We start from the raw sequence: 21,267 nt of genomic DNA, 5'->3' as shown, positions 1-21,267 counted from the left end.
ATGGAGACATCGATGAATCAAGCCATGACCAGCACCTCCGTGCTGCATCCGACCCGCTGCGCCCGCGCAGTCGCCGCAGTGATCACCCTCCTGGCGGCACAAGCCGCGCTGGCGCAGGAAACCGCACAAGCACAGGCAGCGCCCGCCGCATCCGCTTCCACCTCGACCGCCCAGGGCCAGTCCGGCGCCGGCGCGACCGCTTCCGGTACCGCCGGCGCCGCCGTCGCCGCACCTGCGCCCGCACCGCAGGTCGTCCACATCGCCGGCACCCGCCAGTCGGTGGCGTCCGCCATCACCCGCAAGAAGAACGCCGGCACCGTGTCGGATTCGATCGTGGCCGAAGACATCGGCCAGTTCCCCGACAAGAACGTGGGCGAAGCGCTGTCGCGCGTGACCGGCGTGCAGCTGTCGCGCGATTTCGGCGAAGGCACCCAGGTGGCGATCCGCGGCGTCGAGCCGGACCTGAACCGCGTCGAGGTCAACGGCATGTCGGTGCTCGGCACCAATGGCGGCGCCGGGCGCGGCGCCGAACTGCGCGAGCTGGCCTCGGAGCTGATCGGTTCGATCGACGTCTACAAGGGCCTGACCGCCGACATGACCGAAGGCGGCGTGGGTGGCACCGTGCAGATCACCACCCGCAAGCCGCTCGACTTCAAGAAGCCGACCATCGGCACCAGCATCGCGGCCGAGCACTCGACCTCGCGCGGCGGCGTCCAGCCGCGCGGCAACCTGTACATGGCCGACAAGTACTTCGACGGCAAGCTGGGCCTGATGGCCAACTTCGTCTACGACAAGGTGCTGACCCAGAACGACTATGCGCGCAACACCTCGTGGCGCTTCCTGCAGGACTGGGACAACTCGCCGGAAAAGACCGTCAACAGCATCGACCCGAAAGTTGCCGCCGTGGGCAGCGCCGCCGCCTGCGCCACCTCGGGTCTCACCGCCGCGCAGCAGACCGCCTGCCGCAGCCAGTGGTTCGACTACTCGCCGGGCATCGCCCGCTACGGCCTCTGGACCCGCGACCACAAGCGCTCCTCGGGTGAAGTCACCGCCCAGTACGCGTTCAGCAAGGAATTCAATGCCTATGCGACCTACCAGGCCAATACCCAGCGCCAGCGCCTGAACGACCGCAACTTCGGCACCGACTTCGCCAACGCGGGCCGCCTGGCCAACACCGGCCGCGCCCCGGTCTACGGCGCCAACGGCGTGCCGACCACCGCCGGCGCCTGCACCGCGCCGACCAGCGCGACCCCTGGCATGGTGGTGAGCAACCACCACGTGACCGAGTACGTGGTCGGCTCCTGCCTGTTCGGGGCGGGCGTGGGCGGGCAGGGCGCCTTCAGCACTTCGGCGCGCGACTTCCAGCTCGACATCGACTCGCGCTACCTGTCGTCGGGCTTCAGCTTCAAGCGCGACCGCCTCGAAGTGACCGGCCTGGTCGGCACCTCGAAGTCGCTGTACGACAGCAACAGCAACAGCATCGTGCTGACCCAGAACGCACCCGGCCTGAAGGTGGCCCTGGGTCCGGACAGTCTGCCGCGCTTCACCTTCCCGGCCGGCTACAGCCCGGATAGCCCGAGCTCCTACGTCCAGGCCCAGCTCCAGTACCGTCCGAGCGAGACCGAGAACAAGGAACACCAGGCGAAGATCGACCTCAAGTACCGCCTCGACACGCCGTTCTTCACCAAGGTCTGGTTCGGCGCCCAGGCGCGCAAGGCCTCGTCCGAGCAGTTCAACGGCGGCGGCTACCTGGCCAGCAACGGCGCCAACCTGAGCTCGACCGCGGACGACATCAACGTGCTGAGCGCCAACGTCAACCAGACCGCGGTCTTCGATCCGATCTACACCGGCTCGGCGCAGCGTCCGAACGATACCCAGACCTTCATCAACCGCAGCCACAGCACCCGCTACCTGAACGCCGCCCAGATGGCTGCGCTGGTCACCGCCGTGCAGGGTCGCACGCCAGGCACCTTCTTCGACGGCTACGACAAGGTCTCCGGCCTGCCGTCGGGCTGGATGTCGCCGGTGTACGCCAACGCGACCCAGTTCTTCGATACGACGAACTTCAACCATGGCAACCTGCGCAATGCGCCCGGCAGCGACGGCAACATGTACCCGCAGATCCCGGCCTTCATGATCGACGAGCGCATCGCCGCGACCTACCTGCGCCTGGATTACGCGACCCAGGTGCTGGGCAAGGAAGTCGAAGGCAACGTCGGCGTGCGCTACACCCGTACCCGCGACCGCTCGACCGGCCTGGCGCGTTACTCGATCCGCCAGGCGACCGCTCCGGGCGCGACCACCTTCAGCGACATCGTCGTCAGCAACTCGGTGGCGACCGTCGAGAACACCTACAACGACGTGCTGCCGAGCTTCAACGGCGCGGCCTGGCTGATCGACAACAAGCTGGTTACCCGCGTCGGCTGGTCCAAGGCCATGGCGCGTCCGAAGATGGACCTGCTGGCGCCGAACGCGACCTGTATCCGCGGCAGCGGCAATCCGGCCTTCGGCGGCGACGGCACCGACGACTGCACCGCCGGCAATCCGGACCTGAAGCCCTACCGCTCGACCAACACCGACCTGAGCTTCGAGTACTACCCGGGCGCCGACAGCCAGCTGTCCGTGGCCTTCTTCAAGAAGGACATCACCAGCTACGTGATGGAGCGCGTGCTGACCCGCGGCGTGGACCTGTTCAAGAACGGCGAGCTGTTCGACGTCACCCAGGCCGTGAACGGCGAGGGCGCCACCACCAAGGGTGTCGAGATCGCCGGCCGTACCGCGCTGACCTTCCTGCCGGGCTGGCTGAGCGGCTTCGGCGTCGACGCCAACTACACCCGCATGAACTACAAGTATGCGGCCGGCACCGAGCGCCTGAACGTCCTCGACAACACCGTGCTGCCTTACCCGGGCATGTCGAAGAACGCGTACAACCTGTCGCTGTGGTACGACAAGGGCCCGATCAATGCGCGCGTGGCCTACAGCTTCCGCGATCGCTTCTTCACCGGCGGTAACGACGTCTCGGGCAATCCGGTGTTCGAAGCCAAGACCGGCTACCTGGATGCGAAGGTGCAGTATCGCTACAACGACAACATTACCTTCGCGCTGGAAGGCAAGAACCTGACCGACGAAGTGCGGCGCCTCGACGCCGGCGACAGCTTCCGCCTGAACGAACTGGCCTGGGCGGGCCGCCGCTACTACTTCACGGTGTCGATGAAACTGTGATCGCCTTGTAACGACTCCTGTTCCGATTTGCCAGTCATCTCACGATGACTGGCTTTTTTACTTGTCGAGGTCCCAATGAACCGTCCTGCCGTTTTCGCCGCCGCCGCCATGCTGGCGCTGCTCGCCATCCAGCCGATCGCCGCCGCAGAAATCAGCTTCGCCAACCCGCTGGTGCGCCAGCGCGCCGATCCCCACGTCACCCTGCAGCCGGACGGCTGGTACTACTACACCGCCACCGTGCCCGAGTACGACCGCATCGAGGTGCGCCGCGCGCGCAGCCTGAACGAACTGGGCGCCGCCGACGCCAAGGTGGTGTGGCGCAAGCACGCCAGCGGCGAGATGGGCGCGCACATCTGGGCGCCCGAGATGCACCGCATTGACGGCAAGTGGTACATCTACTTCACCGCTGGCCGCGCCGACAAGATCTGGGAAATCCGCCTGTACGTGCTGGAGAACGCGTCCGCCAATCCGCTCGAAGGGGAGTGGATCGAGCGCGGCCAGCTCAAGACCGGCTGGGAGAGCTTCTCGCTCGACGCGACCACCTTCGAGCACCGCGGCCAGCGCTACCTGAGCTGGACCCAGCGCGCGCCGGACGGCAGCAAGGGCACCAACATCTACCTGGCGAAGATGGACGGGCCGCTGGCGATCCGCCAGCCGGCGGTCATGCTCACGCGGCCGGAGTACGCCTGGGAGAAGATCGGCCACGAGGTCAACGAGGCGTCGTCCTTCCTGGTGAAGAACGGCCGGGTATGGATGACGTACTCGGCCAGTGCGACCGACGCCAACTATGCGCTCGGGCTGCTCAGCGCGCCGGCGGACGCCGATCTGCTGGATGTAGGTTCGTGGACCAAGTCGCCGGTGCCGGTGATGCGCAGCAGCGCGGCCAACGGACAGTACGGGCCGGGACACAACAGCTTCACGACGACGCCGGACGGCAAGACCGACATCCTGGTCTACCATGCACGTAATTACCGCGACATCGTGGGCGAGCCGCTGCGTGATCCGAACCGGCATACGCGGGCGCAGGTGATTCGTTGGCGTGCGGATGGGTCGCCGGAGTTTGGGGAGCCTGTGGCGGACTGACAGTGTGCCGTTTTCGCAGGGTGGGCGGCTACGCCGCCCACCCTGCGGTCAGCGGCAGAGCGTTTTGGGATCGAGACGCGGCGTGGCGGGTGCGCCCTCGCCGCCGGACAGCGAAATGCCGCGTTCCTTCACGACACGGGTAATCACGCTGCCGCCGCCAGGCTTTGCATAGACCGGGTCGGCATGCGCCTGGGCCAGCGTCACGTAGCGTGCGCCAGCCGCATCCAGCCGTTTCATCACCTCGGGCAGGGTGACGGCGCTCCAGCCGCCCAGGTGCATCAGGTACACCTGGGGGATCACGCGCCCGAACACGCGGCGCGAATCCTCTTTCATGCGCACGATGCCCTTGTCGACGTCATCGAGGAACTGGCGCTTCATGGCATCAATCGTAGCCCCGTCATTCTTGCCGACGCAGCGGGCATAGGCGTCCGTATAGTCCCAGTCGCTGAACGAGACGCTGACATCGGCCACCCGGTAGCCGCGCGGGCCCAGGAAGGCCAGGGCCTCCTCGAGGCGCGAACCGGCCGCCAGGTTGGGAAAGCGCAGCCAGCGCCACTCGAGGCCCGGCATGCGTTCGGCCACCGCGGGCTCGCCGGCGATCACGTCCTCGCGCCAGGCGGCGAAGGACTCGGCCCGCGCCAGGTTCATGTGAGTGGCGGTGTGGTTGCCCAGCGGGTAGCCTGCCGCGCGCCAGGCGTCGAGCACCGCCTCGCTGCCCGGTTCACGGGCGATCTTGGCCGAATTGACGAAGCCAAAGGCTTCCGGCACGCCATGCGCCTTGAGGGTATCGAGCGTGCTGTGGGCAATGCCGAGCCGGGTCATGCCCGGCGGGAGCTGCCCATGCATCGGCAGGTCGTCGACGGTAATGGCGATGTCGAAGCGCTCCGCCGCCCCTGCCGGAAGGGCGAGGGCGGCGAGCAGGACGCCCGCCAGCCGTTTCATTTTCACCACCAGGCCGCGTAGATGATCACCAGGATCGCGCACACCACCGCCGAGCCGAAGGCGAAGCCCGGCTCCACCTTGAACAGGCTGCGCTCGACCTTGACGATGGTCGATGCCGGCTGGCGGCCCAGCAGGCTGATGATGGCCATGCCAATCACGATCATCAGGAACACGATCAGGGTGCGGTCCAGGAACGGGATCTCGTAGACGCCGCTGCCGTTGTTGGCCGCGAAGCCGATCGGCGCCAGGAAGGACAGGTCGACGAAGTCCGGCAGGAATTTCAATACGATCGACAGGCCCACGCTGGCAATCGCCGCGAACATCGCAGCAGCCCCGGTCGTGCGGCGCCAGAAAAAGCCGAGCAGGAACATGGCCAGGATGCCGGGCGAAACGAAGCCGGTGTATTCCTGGATGTACTGGAAGCCGCCTTTCTTGTCGATGCCCATCAGCGGCGCGATCGCCACTGCGATCGCCATCGCGACGACCACCGTCATGCGGCCGATCCAGACCATGTGGCGCTCGCTGGCGTCGGGGCGGAACTTGGGACGGTAGATGTCGAGCGTGAAGATGGTGGCGATGCTGTTCGCCTTGCCGGCCAGCGAAGCCACCACGGCCGCGGTCAGGGCGGCGAAGGCGACGCCTTTCAGGCCTTCCGGTAGCAGGGTCAGCAGGGTAGGGTAGGCGCGGTCGGGATTGAGTTCGCCGTTCGGGCGCAGCGAGTCGCCCAGCATGCCGCCCTGGTCGAGCGCATACGCGGCGATGCCCGGCAGGACCACGATCACCGGCATCAGGAGCTTCAGGAAGGCGGCGAACAGCAGGCCCTTGCGCGCCACCGGCAGGCTGGCGCCCAGGGCGCGCTGGGTGATGTACTGGTTGCAGCCGAAGTAGCTCAGGTTGACGATCCACATGCCGCCGATCAGGGTCGACAGGCCCGGCAGGTCCATGTAGTTCGGGTTGTCGCGCGAGAGCACCATGTCGAAGTGGCCACCGGCGCGCGCGAACAGCTCGCGGATGCCGACCATGGCGCCTTCGTTGCCCGACAGGCGCGCCACCAGGTCGAGCGCGATCCAGGTGGTGACCAGGCCGCCGATCACCAGGCAGAACACCTGGATCACGTCGGTGTAGCCGATCACCTTCATGCCGCCCAGGGTGATGATGGTGGCGAACACCGCCAGGAACAGCATGCACGGCAGCACGCCGATGCCGACCATGCTGTTGATCGCCAGCGCGCCCAGGTACAGGATCGCGGTCAGGTTGACGACGATGTACAGGACCAGCCAGAACCAGGCCATCACGGTCGCCACCTTGGGACCGTAGCGCTGCTCGAGGAACTGCGGCATGGTGTAGATGCGGTTCTTCAGGTAGACCGGCATGAAGAACACCGCCACGATGATCAGGGTGGCGGCCGCCATCAGCTCGTAGACGGCGATGGCCATGCCGATCCGGAAGCCCGAGCCGCTCATGCCGATGAACTGCTCGGCCGAGATGTTCGAGGCGATCAGCGAGGCGCCGATCGCCCACCAGGTCAGCGAGCCCTCGGCCAGGAAGTAGTCGTGCGATTCCTTGCCGGAGCCGTTGCGCCGCCGGTAGATCCAGATGCCGTAGCCGGCCACGATCACGAAATAGATGAGGAAGACGAATGTGTCGAGTGAGGAGAACGAATTCATTGGGTAGCGGTGTCTCGTCTTGGCAGTGCGGCGCACTTCCTTGTTATCCGGCCGGCGTCGCGGCGGGCGGAGCGCCAGGGACGGGCTCCGCGGTCCCAATCTTTGCATAACGGGCAAGAACTGCGTGCCCCTGCATGAAATACTCATTCGCTTGAGCGAATGGCTCCATGTGTCCTTACGTACGATCAGCTGCCTGATTCTTTCTCCGTTGCGTTGATCGGTATACGGAAGAGCACCTAGAATGTCCTGCATATAATAAGGAGACAGCAATGAAGTTGTTTGATTCCAGCAGTGACAGACAGGCAGGACGCATGCGCGCCCTCGCATTGGCAGTGGCGGGGCTACTCGGCGGTTCGGCCGCGGCCCAGGAGCTCGGCATTCCGCAAGGGTCCGGCCAGCAGGCCGGTACGCCCAGCGCCCAGGCCGCGTCCAAGTCCGGCCAGGTGGTCTTGATGCCCGCGCTTACCGCCGGCGCCGCGAACACGCTCAGCCTGCTGTCGTCGAACGACGGCGCCAATTTCGTCTCGCTCGCCTCCGAGACCTGGACCCCGCCGTCCGGCAAACTGAGCGACCCCACCCTGGCGCGTCATGCCGATGGCCGCTATGTGCTGGCCTATGGCGGCGCAGCACCGGGTTCGCTCGGGCTGGCCAGCTCGACGGACCTGCGCCGCTGGGAAGCGGCGCGCGAAGTCGGGATTGCCTCGAGCCAGGTCCGCGCGCCGAACTGGGTGCGCGGCGCCGACGGCCAGCTCCACCTGGTCGCCACCATCGGGCGCGGCAGCCACGTCCTCACCCCCGACGCCCAGCTGGCCAATCTGTCGGCGCCCGCGCCGATGCGTGGCCTCGAGGACGGCTACACCGACACCGTCGTCGCCCCTGAGGGCGACGGCTTCGTGGCGGTGGCGCGCGAAGCGGCCAGCGGGCGCCTGGTGCTGGCGCGGGCGGCCGACCTGAAAGGGCCGTGGCGCGTCGAACCGCAATCGACCCTGAACGGCCTGGGCACGGGCATCAAGGCGGCAGGGCTGGTGCGCCTGGGCGCGACGCTGCGCCTGTACACCCGCGGCGACGACGGCCAGCGCGCCTGGTTCGCCGACAGCCAGGACGGCGGCCGGACCTGGAGCGCGCAAAGCCGCCTGCTTGGGACGGCCGCCATGGCATCCTCGTTCGGGGTCATGGGTGAAGACGCCAAGGCCTTCGACAGAATCGCCGCGCCCAAGGGACGTCCGAAGACGATCGCCTGGGACCAGTATTCGCTGAAGGTCGACGGCAAGCGCATCGTGGTCTGGTCGGGCGAGATCCACCCGTTCCGCCTGCCCAACCCTTCGCTGTGGCGCGACGTGATCCAGAAGATGAAGGCGCTCGGCTTCAACGGCGTGGCCTTCTACTTCGACTGGGGCTACCATTCGCCGGCGCCTGGCGTGTACGACTTCTCGGGCATCCGCAACGTCGAGCGCGCGCTGCAGATCGCGAAAGAGGAGGGCATGTACGTGATCGCGCGCACCGGCCCTTATGTGAATGCCGAGCTGACCGGCGGCGGCTATCCGGGCTGGATGTTCCGCAGCCGCGCCGAAGCGCGCACCGACGATCCGGTCTACCTGTCGGCCGTCGACGAGTGGATGACCCAGATTAATGCGATCATCGCGCGCCACCAGGCCAGCGACGGCGGCGGCAACGTGATCGCCTACCAGCTCGAGAACGAATTGGGCAAGGTCGAGCCGAAGCACGTGCGCCAGATGGAGCACCTGGCGCGCAAGGCGCGTGCCGACGGGATTACCGTACCCTTCTTCCACAACGCGGCCGGCCGCCTGCCGGACTGGGCGCCGAAGAACTCCAGCGCCCCCTGGGCCAACCAGGGCCCGACCGATATCTATGCTTTTGATGGCTACCCCGGCGGCAGCTGCGACGTGTTCGCCAACCCGGCGGGCGCCAACAAGGCGCCGGACTGGGGCATCTACGCGACGGGCAGCGGCAAGGTCGGCTCGCTCACCTCGCCGGGCACGCCCGGCTTCGCTGCGGAGCTGGGCGGCGGCTGGTTCGACTACTGGGGTTCGAACGGCACCTACAACTGCACCGCCGAGCGCCAGGGCACCGGCTACCAGCGCGTGTTCTACGGCACCAACCTGATCAACCGGATCACGATCCACAACGTCTACATGACTTTCGGCGGCACCTCCTGGGGCTGGCTGGCCGGCCCGGTGGTGTATACCTCCTACGACTACGGCGCCCCGATCTCGGAAGACCGCGGCCTGCGTCCGAAAGCCTATGCGCTCAAGCAGCAAGGCATGCTGGTGCAGGCGGCCGAGCAGGTGCTGGCCGAGATGGACAAGGGCCCGGCGCTGGCGCCCGCGGACGGCAAGGTCAAGGTCTACCACAACGTCAACCGCCGCCTGGGCACCCACGTGATCTTCGCCGCCCATAATCCCACGGATGGCAAGGGCGAGGAAGCCTTCAGCGTCAAGCTGGCCACCCGCGACGGCGAGTACAGCTTCGGCACCACGCTGCGCGGCCAGGATGCGCGCATGCTGCTGGCTTCCTACGACATGGAGCGCCAGCGCCTGGTGTACTCGACCTCCGAGCTGCAGACCCATTTCCGCAACGGCGAGCGCGATATCGCGCTGCTGCACGGACGTGATGGGCAGGCGGGCCAGACCGTGCTGCGCTATACCGGCGCGCCGACCGTCGAGGTGCTGGCAGGACAGGTAAAGTCGCGCTGGGACGCGGCCAAGGGCGACCTGGTGCTGGACTACGTGCACGACGGCCTGGCGCGGGTGCGCATCTCGGGCGGCGGCAGGGCGCCGATGCTGCTCCTGCTGGCGGACGAACAGACCAGCCTGCGTTTCTGGACCCAGGAGACCGGCGCCGGCCGCGCGCTGCAGCTCAGCCCTGCGCTGGTGCGCTCGGCCCAACTCGTCGGCGGCAAGCTCGCCATGCGCGGCGACGCGGGCGAGGACAGCACGTTCGAGATCTGGGGCCCCGCTTTCGAGGCCGCCAGCTTCAACGGCCAGGACCTGGCATTGACGCGCCAGCCGGACGGCAGCATGCGTGCCGGCACCGTCAAGGGACCGGAGGCGGTGAACCTGCCGGACCTGGGGCGCCTGGCCTGGACCCGCCGCATGGACAGCCTGGAAAGCGCGCCGCGCTTCGACGACAGCGCCTGGGTGCAGGCCGACCGCCGTCCATCGGCCGCCCAGACCTGGACCATGCCGGAACGCGGCCAGCCGACCCTGTCGATGAGCGACTACGGCTTCCACCACGGCGACGTCTGGTACCGCGGGCGCTTCACCGCCACCGATCCGAAAGCGAACCAGCTGGAACTGTTCTACGGCGCCGGCGGCGCGGGCCTGATCCAGGTCTGGATCGACGGCCGCTTCATCGGCCAGCACGAGCTCGACACCGGCCGCTCCTTCCCGGAGACCACCGACAGCGTCAAGCTCTCGCTCGGCGACCTGAAACCCGGCGAGCACGTCATCTCGGTCATGGTGCGCAACAACGGCCATAACTGGAACCTGATGGCCGACGACTACCACCGCGAGGCGCGCGGCCTGATCTCGGCCTCGCTGACCAAGCGCGGCGGCCAGCGCTTCGGCGTGCCGATCGCCTGGCGCATCCAGGGGCGCCAGGGCGGCGAGGAGATCGTCGACCGCCTGCGCGGCCCGATGAACAACGGCGGCCTGTTCGGCGAGCGCCAGGGCTGGCATCTGCCGGTGGCCTCGCCCAAGGGCTGGCAGGCGGCGCGCACCACCGATGCGCCGCCCGCAGCCGGCACCTACTGGCTGCGCACCAGCTTCAAGCTGGACCTGCCGAAAGGGCATGACGTGCAGCTGGGCCTGGCCATTGGCGATACAACCAAGCCGCGTTCGGAGCGCGAGAACCGGGCGCTGATCTTCGTGAACGGCTGGAACATGGGGCAGTTCATCGCCCACACCGGCCCGCAGCGCACTTTCGTGATCCCGCCGGGTATCCTGAACCCGAACGGCGAGAACACCATTGCACTGGCAGTGACGACCGACGGCCGCAAGGAAAACGCGCTGGAGCCGCTGAAACTGGTCAAGCTGCGCGCGGTGCGCGGCGGGGTGGACCTGGAAATCATGCAGTAAAACGGAGCCGATACCGATGCCCCCATCTCGCCTGATCCTGGCCGCGCTAGCGGCCGGCCTGAGCTTCTCCGCCGGGGCCCAGCCCGGCGGCGCCCTGACGCTGCACTATGACAAGCCGGCCGCCGTCTGGACCGAAGCCCTGCCGGTCGGGAACGGCCGGCTGGGGGCGATGGTGTTCGGCCGGCCGGGCGAGGAACTGCTCCAGCTGAATGAGGCCACGCTCTGGAGTGGCGGGCCGGTGGGCAAGAACATCAACCCCGGCGCGTATGCTGCCCTCGGCAAGGTGAGGGCGGCGCTGGCCAGGGAGGATTACGCGCAAGCCTATGCGCTGTCGCGCCAGATGCAGGGGCTTTATACGCAAAGCTTCCTGCCGCTCGGCGACCTGCAGCTGCGGCAGGATTTCAATGGCGGCGAGGTCACCGGCTACCGGCGCGCGCTGGATATCCGCGACGGCATCCAGACCACGAGCTTCACGGCGAACGGCGTGCGCTACCAGCGCGAGGTGTTCGCCTCCAACCCCGACCAGGTCATCGTCGTGCGCCTGCAGGCGGACCAGCCGCGCCGGATCAGCCTCGACCTGCAGGCCGCGAGCCCGCTGCGTTCCAGCAGCACCGTGGAGCAGGGCGTGCTGCGCCTTGGCGGCAAGGCGCCCGCGCAGGTGGACCCGAACTACGTGGGTGACAACCCTGAACCGATCGTGCAGGACGACCCCGCCGGCTGCCGCGGCATGCGCTTCGCCCTGCTGGTCAAGCCGGTTGTGCGCGACGGCACCGTGGCGCAGCAGGACGGGCGCATCCGCATCCGCGACGCGTCCGAAGTGACGCTGCTGGTGTCGGCGGCGACCAGCTTCAACGGCTTCGACAAGTGCCCGGACAGCGCCGGCAAGGACGAAGGAGCGCTGGCGCGCACCCACCTGGAACGGGCAGCCCGGCGTGATGCCGCCGCCCTGCGCGCGGCCCATGTGGCGGATTTCCGCCGCCTGTTCGACCGCATGTCCCTGGTCATCAATCCCGGCGCGGACGACCGCAGCGCGCTGCCCCTGGAGCGCCGCCTGCAGGACTACACGGACGGCGGGGCCGACCCGGCTCTTGAGGCGCTGTACGTGCAGTTCGGTCGCTACCTCCTGATTTCGTCCTCGCGCACGCGCGGTGCGCCGGCCAATTTACAGGGCATCTGGAACCATGAGCTCAGGCCGCCCTGGAGCAGCAACTACACCACCAACATCAACGTCCAGATGAACTACTGGCCGGTAGAGAGCGCGAACCTGGCCGAGCTGTTCACGCCGCTGGACGACCTGATCCGCAACCTGGCCGTCACCGGCAAGGAGACGGCGGCGTCCTACTACCGCGCGCCCGGCTGGGCGCTACACCACAATTCCGACATCTGGGCTGCCAGCAATCCGGTCGGGAACCTCGGCAAGGGCGATCCCAAGTGGGCCAACTGGGCCATGGGCAGCCCCTGGCTGGCGCGGCACCTATGGGAGCACTACCAGTTCACGGGCGACCGCCGCTACCTGGAAAGCGCCTATCCCATCATGAAGGACGCGGCGCGCTTCCTGCTCGCCTGGCTGCAGCCGAACGCCGACGGCCGCCTGGTCACCGCGCCCTCGACTTCGCCCGAGAACGATTTCTACTACGGCGAAGGACGCAAGGGTAATGTCACCGTCGCCTCCACCATGGACCTGGGGATTGCGCACGACCTGTTCGAGAACGTCGCCGCCGCCAGCGAGGTGCTCGGGGTCGATGCCGCATTCCGCCGCCAGCTGGAGGATGCACGCGCCAAGCTGTTGCCGTTCCAGGTCGGCGCCCGGGGCCAGCTGCAGGAGTGGCACAAGGATTTCGAGGAGGTCGAACCACATCACCGCCACGTGTCGCACCTGTATGCGCTGCACCCGGCGCGCGTGATCTCGCCCCTGTCGACGCCGGAACTGGCCGCCGCCGCACGCCGCACCCTCGAGCTGCGCGGCGACGACGGCACCGGCTGGAGCCTTGCCTGGAAGGTGAACTTCTGGGCGCGCCTGTACGACGGCAACCACGCCTACACGCTGTTTCGCAAGCTGCTGCGCCTGACCAAGCCGGGCGACAAGCACGGCGGCGCCTACGCCAACCTGTTCGACGCTCACCCGCCGTTCCAGATCGACGGCAACTTCGCGGGCACGGCGGGTGTGATCGAGATGCTGCTGCAGAGCCAGAACGGCGAGCTGCACCTGCTGCCGGCGCTGCCGGACAGCTGGCGCGACGGCCGGGTGAGCGGAATGGTCGGGCGCGGCAACCACGTGGTCGACATCGACTGGGAGGCGGGGCGCCTGAAGTCGGCACGCATTACCTCCCGCGTGGGCGGACGCGCGACGGTCCGCACGCCGGCGCCGGTGATCGTCGAAGGGCTGGGGCTGCGCAGCACGCCGGATAAAGTCGGGCACACGCTGTCGTTCACCGCCGTCAAGGGCCGGACCTACGTGTTGCGCCCGCGTTGAGCGCTCAGCGCTGCGCGAGCCGCGACTCGAGTACCACACGCAGCCCAAGGCGCAGGTCGGGCACATAGCTCATCCGCATGTCCGCGCCATCGGAACCACGGTTGAAGTCCATGGTGATGTTGCCGTCTCCCGAGGCGAAGCGGTAAGGCGCGATCGCGGCCAGGCGGATCGGCTTGTTATCGTCGATGATGGCATCAATGTAATGCGCAGACGTCAGCACGCGCAGATACCAGCCATTCGACATCTCGTAGGCGCCGGATATCTTTTCCGCCTCCGCGGCGCGGATCCGTGCCGCCTTGCTGGGAGCACTCACCTGGACCGAGGCGATCGGCGCCGTGTCCGCAGGCGGGTAGGGCATGGTTTGGGCATCCGCGCCGGTGGCCAACAGCAGCAGGGATGCGGCAATGAGGATGGGGGAGCGCATGATGATTCCTTCACGAAGCGGGCTGGGCCTTCGGAACGCGCGCCGCGCCTGCAGGCGCGGTGGTGGGGCCGTTGGGACGCCGGGATGCGTCCATGCGCATCCGGGATGATTCAGTCTAGGGCGCCTGCGGCGGCCTGCAAGGAAGAAGACGAGCACATCACGAAACAATCTGTATCGCCGCCAAGCGAGACCGGCGAGACATGATTCAAAAATGGCGGCAGGCAGCCATTTTTGAATCGTGATGAGCCGCGGTATGGCTCAACCGGCTGCGAGCGGCGCCTCGGCCTGTTGCAGTGCTGAACGCCACTTGGCGCGATAAGCTTCCAGCCCGGCCAGCGCACGCGGCGGCTTCGGCACGCTCAGGCCCGGTGGCGTCGCATCGCGGTAGCGCAGCAGCCAGCCGCCGCAGGTGGTGCCGCTGGCGTCGTCCGAATAGCTCAGCGCCTGCTGCGGCCGCAGGCCTGCCAAGAGGGGGCCGAACCAGGGATTTGCGGTGAAGCTGCCTTCGACCGTGATCGGACCGCGGGCGCCCAGCGCGTCGAGGCAGTAATCCGTCATCAGCACGCAGTACAGCGTGGCCAGGGCAAAGCGCTCGCCCGCATCGCGTGGCGCCAGGCCCTCGATGCGCCCGGCACGTCCGGCGAACGGGCCGCCGCTCTCGGCAAAGCAGGGAATCGCCATGCTGCCGCGCGCCACCATCTGCTCGAGCTGCAGATAGGAACAGGTGGCCGGCTGGTCGCCCGCCAAGGCGCCGAATTCGCGCCCGCCCATGAAGCGCATGCAGGCCACCGGCTGGCCCAGCGCATTGGTATTGGCCAGCATGTCGGCGTCTTCGCGCAGGCCGTCCAGGCTGGTGCCGAAGGCGGCCGCGATCACCCAGGTGCCGGTCGAGAGCACCGTACGCGGCGCAGTAGCTGCATCGATGCCGAGGTAGCGCACCAGCGAGGCATTGCTGTCGTGGATGCCGCACAGGACTTCGCATTCCGGCGCCAGGCCGGTCGCTTGCGCGACTTCCGGCAGCAGGGTGCCGAGCGAGGCCGACGGGGCGGCGATCGGCGGCAGCTTGTCCAGCCAGCCCATGCGCGCGGGCAGCGACGAATACACCTGGCGCACCGGATCCCACAGGTCCGTATGGCAGCCGAGCGAGGTGGCCTCGCCCGCGGCGACGCCGCACAGGCGCCAGGCCCAGTATTGCGGGTACATCAGGATGTGGCGGCTGCGTGCGAACTGCTCGGGATGGCGCTGCTGGAGCCAGGCCAGCTGGCGGCCCAGGTTCAGGCCGGCCGGCAGCAGGGGCGAATAGGTCTCGGCGTAGGCCGGGCGCAGCGACGCGTAGTCCAGGCCGGGCAGGGCGGTCTCGTAGTCGAGCACCGGCAGCACCAGGCCGGCATCGTCGACCAGGGCGGCGGTGGCGCCGTGGGTCACCGGGACGATCGCGGACACCTGCGCCTGTTTCGCGAAGCCGCGGCAAGTCGCCAGCATCCACTGCCAGATGCCCTCGACGTCGTGGTGCGGGTAGGGTCCATCGTTCAGGATGGCGTTCGGGCGGCGCGCTTCCGCGATGGGGCGGCCGGCGGCGTCGACCAGGGCCAGCTTGACGTTGGTCTTGCCGATGTCGAGAACGATGAGGGCGTCGCCCGTCCTTGCTTGCATTGCGTGCTTCCCTAGGTCAGTGACGGGTCGGCTTGCCGCGCACCAGGCGCGACACGGCGATGGTGGCCAGCAGCAGCACGCCCACCACGATGGTCATGTAGATGCCGGGGACGTTGGCCAGGGCCAGGCCGTAGGTCACGGCGCCCATGGTCAGCACGGCCAGCATCACGCCGCCGATGGTGCCGGCGCCGCCGGCGATGCTGACGCCGCCCAGGATCACCATGGTGATGATTTCCAGTTCCCAGCCGGTGGCGATGTTCGGGCGGGTGCTGTCGATGCGGCCGGTGAGCAGGAAGGCTGCCAGGCCCGCCATGGCGCCGGTGAGCATGAACAGGCCGAGGCGGTAGCGGTCGACGGCGATGCCGGAGAAACGCGCGGCGTCCGGGTTGTTGCCGATGGCATAGATGCGACGGCCGGTCGAGGTCCAGTGCAGCACCAGCGCGAACAGCAGGGCGAAGGCGAGCAGGATCACGAAGGAGCGCGGCACCATGCCGAAGAACACGCCCTGGCCCCAGCTGGTCATCGCTTCCGGGTAGCTGGTGAAGGCCTTGTCGCCCAGCACCACGCTGCCCAGGCCGCGGTACAGCGAGAAGGTGCCGATGGTGACGACGATCGAGGGCAGCATGAATTTCGTTACCAGGAAGCCGTTCAGCCAGCCGCACACCAGGCCGGTGCCCAGCGCCACGAACAGCAGGCTGCCCGCCGGGGCGCCGGCCTGGTGGGCCAGGCCCATCGCCACCGAGGACAGCGCCAGCGTGCCGGCCACCGAGATGTCGATCTCGCGGCAGATGATCAGGAGGGCCATCGGCAGTGCGATCAGGGCCTTCTCGCTGAAGTTGGCAGTGCCGTCCAGCAGGTTGTAGGGATCGAGGAAGTGCGGCAGGGTCACGCCGCCCGTCACGAACACCGCCAGCAGCAGCACGGCCAGCAGGGTTTCCCAACGTGCGAGCAGGTGGCGCAGCGCCGGCTTTTCGCGGTCCAGGATGGTGTAGCGCGAGGTGCTGGCGGCGGCTTCGCTGGCCGCCTCGGTTTGTGCAATGGTGGTCGCGTTCACGCGGCGCTCCTCAGGTTGTCAAGCTTGTGCAGCGGCAGGATCTGGCGGCTGCGGTTGCGGTTGCCGCGGGCATTCATCAGGACGGCGACCAGGATCACGGCGCCGGTCAGGGCGCTTTGCCAGAAGGGCGAGACCTGCAGCACCGGCAGCGCATTGCCGATCACCGACAGGAACAGCGCGCCCAGCATGGCGCCCAGCACCGAGCCGACGCCGCCGGCGATGCTCACGCCCCCGATCACGCAGGCGGCGATCACGGTGAGTTCGAAGCCGTAGGCGATCTCGGTATAGGCGACCGCGTAGCGCGCCACCCACAGGTAGCCGCACAGGCCGGCGACCATGCCCGACAGGCCATAGGTCCAGAACAGCCGTTTCGCAGTCGGAATGCCGATATAGGCGGCGCAGTGCGGCGCATTGCCGATGGCGTACAGGTCGCGTCCGAAGCGCGTGTAGCGGGCGACGAAGACCATCAGCAGGACGGTGGCCAGGGCAATCCACACCAGATGCGGCAGGCCGAGCAGGCGCTGCAGCGGGAAGGCGACGAAGCCGGCCGGCATCTGGTGGGCCGAGACCCAGGTCCCGCCCGAGATCACGAACACCAGGCCGCGGTACACGCTCATGCTGCCCAGCGTGACGACGATCGGCGGCAGCTGCAGGTAGCCGATCAGCCAGCCGTTCAGCAGGCCGGCCACCAGGCCGGTGGCGGTGGCGGCCAGCATCACGACCACCAGCGGCAGGCCGGGGTTGGCGCTGGCCAGCATGGCCGCGACCATGCCCGCCAGGGCCAGGGTCGACGCGACCGACAGGTCGATGCCGCGCGTGACGATCACCAGCATCTGGGTCAGCGCCAGCATCACCAGCAAGGTGCTGTCGGTGAGCAGGTTGGCGAGCGAGCCTGCGCTCACGAAGACCGGCGCGCGCAAGCCGACCAGCAGCACCAGCGCGACCACCATCAGGGCGAGCAGGGGCTCGCGGTGTTTAAAAGGGTTTTTACTCATGCTATTCATGCTGCCACCTCGTTTGCGGCGTTGAGCTCGACGCCGGATGCGGCCGCGACCACGGTTTCGGGCGTGGCGTCCTGGCGCGCGAACTCGCGCACCACGCGGCCCTGGCGCATCACGACCACGCGATCGGCCAGGCCCAGCACTTCGGGCAGTTCTGAGGACACCAGGATCACGGACAGGCCGCGCTCCACCAGTTCGCTGATGAAGCGGTGCACCGCAGCCTTGGAGCCGATGTCGATGCCCTTGGTCGGCTCATCCAGGATGATGACTTTCGGATCGGTGGCCAGCCACTTGCCCAACACCACCTTCTGCTGGTTGCCGCCCGAGAGTTCGGCGACGTTCTGCTGCAGGTGGTGGGCCTTCAGTTCGAGCTGTTCGGCGAAGCGGCGCGCCACTTGGGTTTCAAGCTTGGCCCGGGTGAAGAAGCCGAAGCGCGACAGGATCGGCAGGGTGATGTTGTGGGCGATCGGCTGGCTCAGGTGCGCGCCGTGGTGCTGGCGGTCTTCCGGCACGTAGGCCAGGCCGGCGGCGATGGCGTCGCGCGGGGCGCCGAACACGGCGTCCTTGCCTTCCAGGCGCACGCTGCCGCGCACATTGCCGGTGAGGCCGAACAGGGCCTGCATCACTTCCGAGCGGCCGGCGCCCACCAGGCCATAGAAGCCGAGGATTTCACCTTTGCGCAGCGTGAAGCTGACGTTCTGGAATTCGGTCGGGTGGCACAGGTCGCGTACTTCCAGCAGCGGCGTGCCGATCTCGACCTGGGCTTTCGGGTAGGCCTGGTGCACGGCGCGGCCCACCATCAGGGCCACCAGTTCCGGCTCGCTGATGTCGGCCAGGCGCCCTTCGGCCACGAACTGGCCGTCGCGCAGCACCGTGTAGCAGTCGGCGACTTCGAAGATCTCGTCGAACTTGTGCGAGATGAAGATGACGGCGGTTCCGGCGGCCTTCAGCTGGTCGATGATGCGGTACAACTCGCGGATCTCGCGCTGCGACAGGGCGGCGGTCGGCTCGTCCATGATCACCACGCGCGCATCCTGCGACAGGGCGCGCGCGATCTCGACGAAGTGGCGCTGGGCCACCGACAGGTCGCGCACGCGCGCACGCACCGGCAGGGCCACTTCGAGGCGCGCGAACAGGCGCTCGGCCGCGTCTTCGATGTTCTTCCAGTCGATGCGCCTTGCAAGGCCGCGGGTCGGGTGGCGGCCCACGTAGATGTTCTCGGCAACGGTCAGGTCGTCGAACATGACCGTCTCCTGGTGCACCGCGGTGATCCCGGCCGCCATGGCCTCCTGCGGGCTGCCGAAGGCGACTTCCTTCCCGTCGAGCAGGATGCTGCCGGCGTCGGGGCGGTGGATGCCGGTCAGGGTCTTGACCAGGGTCGACTTGCCGGCGCCGTTCTCGCCGATCAGGGCCATGACTTCGCCCGGACGGATCGAGAGGCGCACGCCATTGAGCGCATGGACGCCGTTGAAGCGCTTGGTGATGCCGCTCAGCTGCAGGACCGGCGCGTCGGATGCTGCATTTGCGTCGGGTAGGGGAGGGCTTGCAAGTTGGGTCACTGGCATACGGGTGTCGCTAAAGGTAAAAGGCGCCGCGCGGAAAACACATCGCGCGCGGCGGCGAAGCCGGTCAGAACAGCTTGGCGAACTGCTCGACGTTCTCGGCGTTGTAGGTGAACGGCGGGCCGAGGGCCGCTTCGCCGTTGGCGTCCAGGGTCACGTTGCCGAGGCGGCCGACCGAGACGCTGGCGCCGTCTTCCGCTTTGGCCTTGCCGGTCACGAACTGGTGGGCGGCATAGGTGGCGGCGTAGCCGAGGTCGATCGGGTTCCAGATCGCGAATTCGCGCACCGCACCGCTCTTGACGTGGCCGGCCATCTCGGACGGCAGGCCCAGGCCGGTGACGAACACCTTGCCCACCAGGCCTTCGTCGGCGACCGCCTTGCTGGCGGCGACGATGCCGACCGTGGTCGGGGCGATGATCGCCTTCAGGTTCGGATGGCTGCGCAGCAGGCCGATGGCTTCGCGATAGCTCTTGTCGGACTGGTCGTCGCCGTAGACGGTGGCCACCAGCTTGAGGTCCTTGTATTCGGGCTTTTCCAGCGTCTTCTTCATGACGCCGATCCAGAGGTTCTGGTTGGTCGCCTGGGCCGAGGCCGACAGGATCGCCAGCTCGCCCTTGCCGTTCATCTCCTTGGCGGCCATCTGGATCTGCTTCTCGCCGATCATTTCCGGGTTCGACGGGTTCAGCTGCATCTGGCGCCCGCCGGGGGCCAGGCCGCTGTCGAAGGAGATCACCTTGATCCCGCGCTGCATCGCCTTCTTGGTGATCGGCACCAGGGCGTTCGGATCGTTGGCCGAGACCACGATGGCGTCGACCTTCTGGCTGATCAGGGAATTGATGATCTCGATCTGGCCTTCGGCGCTGGGCGTGGTCGGGCCGGTGTAGATCACCTCGACGCCGCCGATCTGGCTGGCGGCTTCCTTGGCGCCGGTGTGGGCGGCGTCGAAGAAGCCGTTGCCCAGGCTTTTCACGACCATCGCGATCCTGGTCTGTTGCGGCGCTGCCGGATCGGCCTTCTTTTCACCGCAGCCGGCCAGGCCGGCGAGGATGCCGACGGCGGCGGCCGCGAGCAGGAAGTGTTTGAACGGCTTGATCTTCAATGGGAAAGCTCCATCAGGGCAGCGGACTGCAAGTCATAGGGCGCGCTGTAGCGCGGGGCGTTTTGGGCGATTGGATCGCCGTCTGGTTCGACGGTGACCACCTTCACGCCGTACTGCTCGAGCAGCTGCACGGCCTTGTCGGAGGCATTGGTATCGGTGATGACGGTGGACACGCGGTCCAGGCCGCACAGGATCAGGCCGGCCTTGCGTGCGAACTTCGAGCTGTCGGCCAGCACGACCAGTTCCTCGGCCTGGCTGATCAGGCGCTTCTCGGCCTGGATCAGCAGCGGATCGGCTTCCATCAGGCCCAGCAGCGACAGGCCGTACACGCTCATGAACATCTTGGTGGCGTAGTGGTGCTGGGTGATGTCGTTATCGAAAGGCGAGAGGATGACGTTCTGCTCGCGGTACACGCGGCCGCCCGGCACGATGATCTCGTTCTCGCTCGAGACCAGCAGGCGTTCGGCCATCAGGAAGGAATTCGTGAGGATCTTCAGGTGCTTGTCGGTCAGGAACTCGGCCATCATGAAGGTGGTGGTGCCACCGTTGATGATGATCGTTTCGCCGTCGGTGCACATGCCGGCCGCATGGCGGGCAATGGCACGCTTGCGCGCAGCGAAGCATTGGATGTTGTTCTGGAAGGTCTCGCTGGTCAGCGAGAACTGGCGCGTCTTCGGCAGCAGGTTCTCGGCGCCGCCGCGGGTGCGGGTGAGCAGGTTGCGGCCAGCCAGCCAGCTGATGTCGCGACGAACCGTCGCGGGGGATGCGTTGAGCCATTCGACAAGCTGCTGGACCGTTGCCGTCTGATGCTCGGCAAGCAGCTTCAGCAAACGCTTGCGGCGTTTGTGATTCACCATGTTGTCTCCTCCGAAAGCCGTCTGTTTTTAATGCGGCATATATGTCGGGTGCCTGCGGCGCCCGGCCGTCGTTCCTGCTGGAATCGCGGTGTGTATCAAAAGTATTAATCAAGCACTGGCGTAACGTCAATCA

General features: G+C 67.5%; 13 protein-coding genes. 4 read left to right on the top strand and 9 right to left on the bottom strand.

Going from position 1 to position 21,267, the window contains the following annotated elements; all coding sequences use genetic code 11:
* Positions 1 to 12: 12 nt before the first annotated feature.
* Complete coding sequence (locus YWC_RS0123915) at positions 13 to 3,222, top strand: TonB-dependent receptor (RefSeq protein ID WP_027867643.1); 3,210 nt, start codon at positions 13 to 15, stop codon at positions 3,220 to 3,222.
* A 75-nt stretch (positions 3,223 to 3,297) separates the two neighbouring features.
* Entirely contained in the window at positions 3,298 to 4,305 is a 1,008-nt protein-coding gene (locus tag YWC_RS0123910; RefSeq protein ID WP_027867642.1) for a glycoside hydrolase family 43 protein, read from the top strand.
* 48 nt (positions 4,306 to 4,353) lie between these two features.
* On the opposite strand, the gene YWC_RS0123905 is transcribed toward YWC_RS0123910, so the two are convergent.
* Both YWC_RS0123905 and YWC_RS0123900 read right to left on the bottom strand, forming a co-directional pair.
* Positions 4,354 to 5,247 carry a polysaccharide deacetylase family protein gene (locus tag YWC_RS0123905; RefSeq protein WP_036215770.1) on the bottom strand — a complete coding sequence of 298 codons (894 nt, stop codon included), beginning with the start codon at positions 5,245 to 5,247 and terminating at the stop codon, positions 4,354 to 4,356.
* A 2-nt stretch (positions 5,248 to 5,249) separates the two neighbouring features.
* Complete coding sequence (locus YWC_RS0123900) at positions 5,250 to 6,914, bottom strand: sodium:solute symporter family transporter (protein WP_027867641.1); 1,665 nt, start codon at positions 6,912 to 6,914, stop codon at positions 5,250 to 5,252.
* 311 nt (positions 6,915 to 7,225) lie between these two features.
* Between YWC_RS0123900 and YWC_RS0123895 the strand changes: the two genes are divergently transcribed.
* Both YWC_RS0123895 and YWC_RS0123890 read left to right on the top strand, forming a co-directional pair.
* Positions 7,226 to 11,011: a beta-galactosidase gene (locus YWC_RS0123895; RefSeq protein WP_156923865.1), complete on the top strand. Its 3,786-nt coding sequence runs from the start codon at positions 7,226 to 7,228 to the stop codon at positions 11,009 to 11,011.
* Positions 11,012 to 11,027: 16 nt separating this feature from the next.
* Positions 11,028 to 13,484 carry a glycoside hydrolase family 95 protein gene (locus YWC_RS0123890; protein WP_027867639.1) on the top strand — a complete coding sequence of 819 codons (2,457 nt, stop codon included), beginning with the start codon at positions 11,028 to 11,030 and terminating at the stop codon, positions 13,482 to 13,484.
* A 4-nt stretch (positions 13,485 to 13,488) separates the two neighbouring features.
* On the opposite strand, the gene YWC_RS0123885 is transcribed toward YWC_RS0123890, so the two are convergent.
* The 7 genes from YWC_RS0123885 to YWC_RS30645 all read right to left on the bottom strand — a co-directional run bounded on the left by YWC_RS0123885 (position 13,489) and on the right by YWC_RS30645 (position 21,134).
* Positions 13,489 to 13,908, bottom strand: coding sequence for a hypothetical protein (locus YWC_RS0123885; protein ID WP_027867638.1), 420 nt, complete (start codon positions 13,906 to 13,908; stop codon positions 13,489 to 13,491).
* A gap of 258 nt (positions 13,909 to 14,166) precedes the next feature.
* Positions 14,167 to 15,561, bottom strand: coding sequence for an FGGY-family carbohydrate kinase (locus YWC_RS0123880; RefSeq protein WP_027867637.1), 1,395 nt, complete (start codon positions 15,559 to 15,561; stop codon positions 14,167 to 14,169).
* A gap of 16 nt (positions 15,562 to 15,577) precedes the next feature.
* Positions 15,578 to 16,615: an ABC transporter permease gene (locus YWC_RS0123875; protein ID WP_084416561.1), complete on the bottom strand. Its 1,038-nt coding sequence runs from the start codon at positions 16,613 to 16,615 to the stop codon at positions 15,578 to 15,580.
* Positions 16,612 to 17,610 (bottom strand): ABC transporter permease, encoded by a 999-nt coding sequence (locus YWC_RS30650; protein ID WP_036215768.1) that lies wholly within the window; start codon positions 17,608 to 17,610, stop codon positions 16,612 to 16,614. Before YWC_RS30650 ends, YWC_RS0123875 begins: the two co-directional genes overlap by 4 nt.
* 5 nt (positions 17,611 to 17,615) lie before the next feature.
* Positions 17,616 to 19,181, bottom strand: coding sequence for a sugar ABC transporter ATP-binding protein (locus YWC_RS0123865; protein ID WP_051306715.1), 1,566 nt, complete (start codon positions 19,179 to 19,181; stop codon positions 17,616 to 17,618).
* 64 nt (positions 19,182 to 19,245) lie between these two features.
* Positions 19,246 to 20,277: a rhamnose ABC transporter substrate-binding protein gene (rhaS, locus tag YWC_RS0123860; protein WP_051306714.1), complete on the bottom strand. Its 1,032-nt coding sequence runs from the start codon at positions 20,275 to 20,277 to the stop codon at positions 19,246 to 19,248.
* Positions 20,274 to 21,134 carry a DeoR/GlpR family DNA-binding transcription regulator gene (locus YWC_RS30645; RefSeq protein WP_036215764.1) on the bottom strand — a complete coding sequence of 287 codons (861 nt, stop codon included), beginning with the start codon at positions 21,132 to 21,134 and terminating at the stop codon, positions 20,274 to 20,276. The genes rhaS and YWC_RS30645 overlap by 4 nt, the downstream gene beginning before the upstream one ends.
* Between the last annotated feature and the right edge of the window lie 133 nt (positions 21,135 to 21,267).

The sequence above is a fragment of the Massilia alkalitolerans DSM 17462 genome, assembly GCF_000427785.1.
GTDB classification, from domain to species: Bacteria; Pseudomonadota; Gammaproteobacteria; order Burkholderiales; family Burkholderiaceae_D; genus Telluria; species Telluria alkalitolerans.
The sequence above is the reverse complement of the archived record's forward strand: the minus strand, read 5'-3'. Positions and strand labels throughout refer to the sequence as shown.

Excerpts from the sequence above, each read along its gene's own strand:
- YWC_RS30645 (WP_036215764.1), bottom strand. The coding sequence starts at position 21,134 with ATGGTGAATCACAAACGCCGCAAGCGTTTGCTGAAGCTGCTTGCCGAG.
- YWC_RS0123900 (WP_027867641.1), bottom strand. The coding sequence starts at position 6,914 with ATGAATTCGTTCTCCTCACTCGACACATTCGTCTTCCTCATCTATTTC.
- YWC_RS0123905 (WP_036215770.1), bottom strand. The coding sequence starts at position 5,247 with ATGAAACGGCTGGCGGGCGTCCTGCTCGCCGCCCTCGCCCTTCCGGCA.
- YWC_RS0123915 (WP_027867643.1), top strand. The coding sequence starts at position 13 with ATGAATCAAGCCATGACCAGCACCTCCGTGCTGCATCCGACCCGCTGC.
- YWC_RS0123895 (WP_156923865.1), top strand. The coding sequence starts at position 7,226 with ATGCGCGCCCTCGCATTGGCAGTGGCGGGGCTACTCGGCGGTTCGGCC.
- YWC_RS0123865 (WP_051306715.1), bottom strand. The coding sequence starts at position 19,181 with ATGCCAGTGACCCAACTTGCAAGCCCTCCCCTACCCGACGCAAATGCA.
- YWC_RS0123890 (WP_027867639.1), top strand. The coding sequence starts at position 11,028 with ATGCCCCCATCTCGCCTGATCCTGGCCGCGCTAGCGGCCGGCCTGAGC.
- YWC_RS0123910 (WP_027867642.1), top strand. The coding sequence starts at position 3,298 with ATGAACCGTCCTGCCGTTTTCGCCGCCGCCGCCATGCTGGCGCTGCTC.
- YWC_RS0123885 (WP_027867638.1), bottom strand. The coding sequence starts at position 13,908 with ATGCGCTCCCCCATCCTCATTGCCGCATCCCTGCTGCTGTTGGCCACC.
- YWC_RS30650 (WP_036215768.1), bottom strand. The coding sequence starts at position 17,610 with ATGAGTAAAAACCCTTTTAAACACCGCGAGCCCCTGCTCGCCCTGATG.
- YWC_RS0123880 (WP_027867637.1), bottom strand. The coding sequence starts at position 15,561 with ATGCAAGCAAGGACGGGCGACGCCCTCATCGTTCTCGACATCGGCAAG.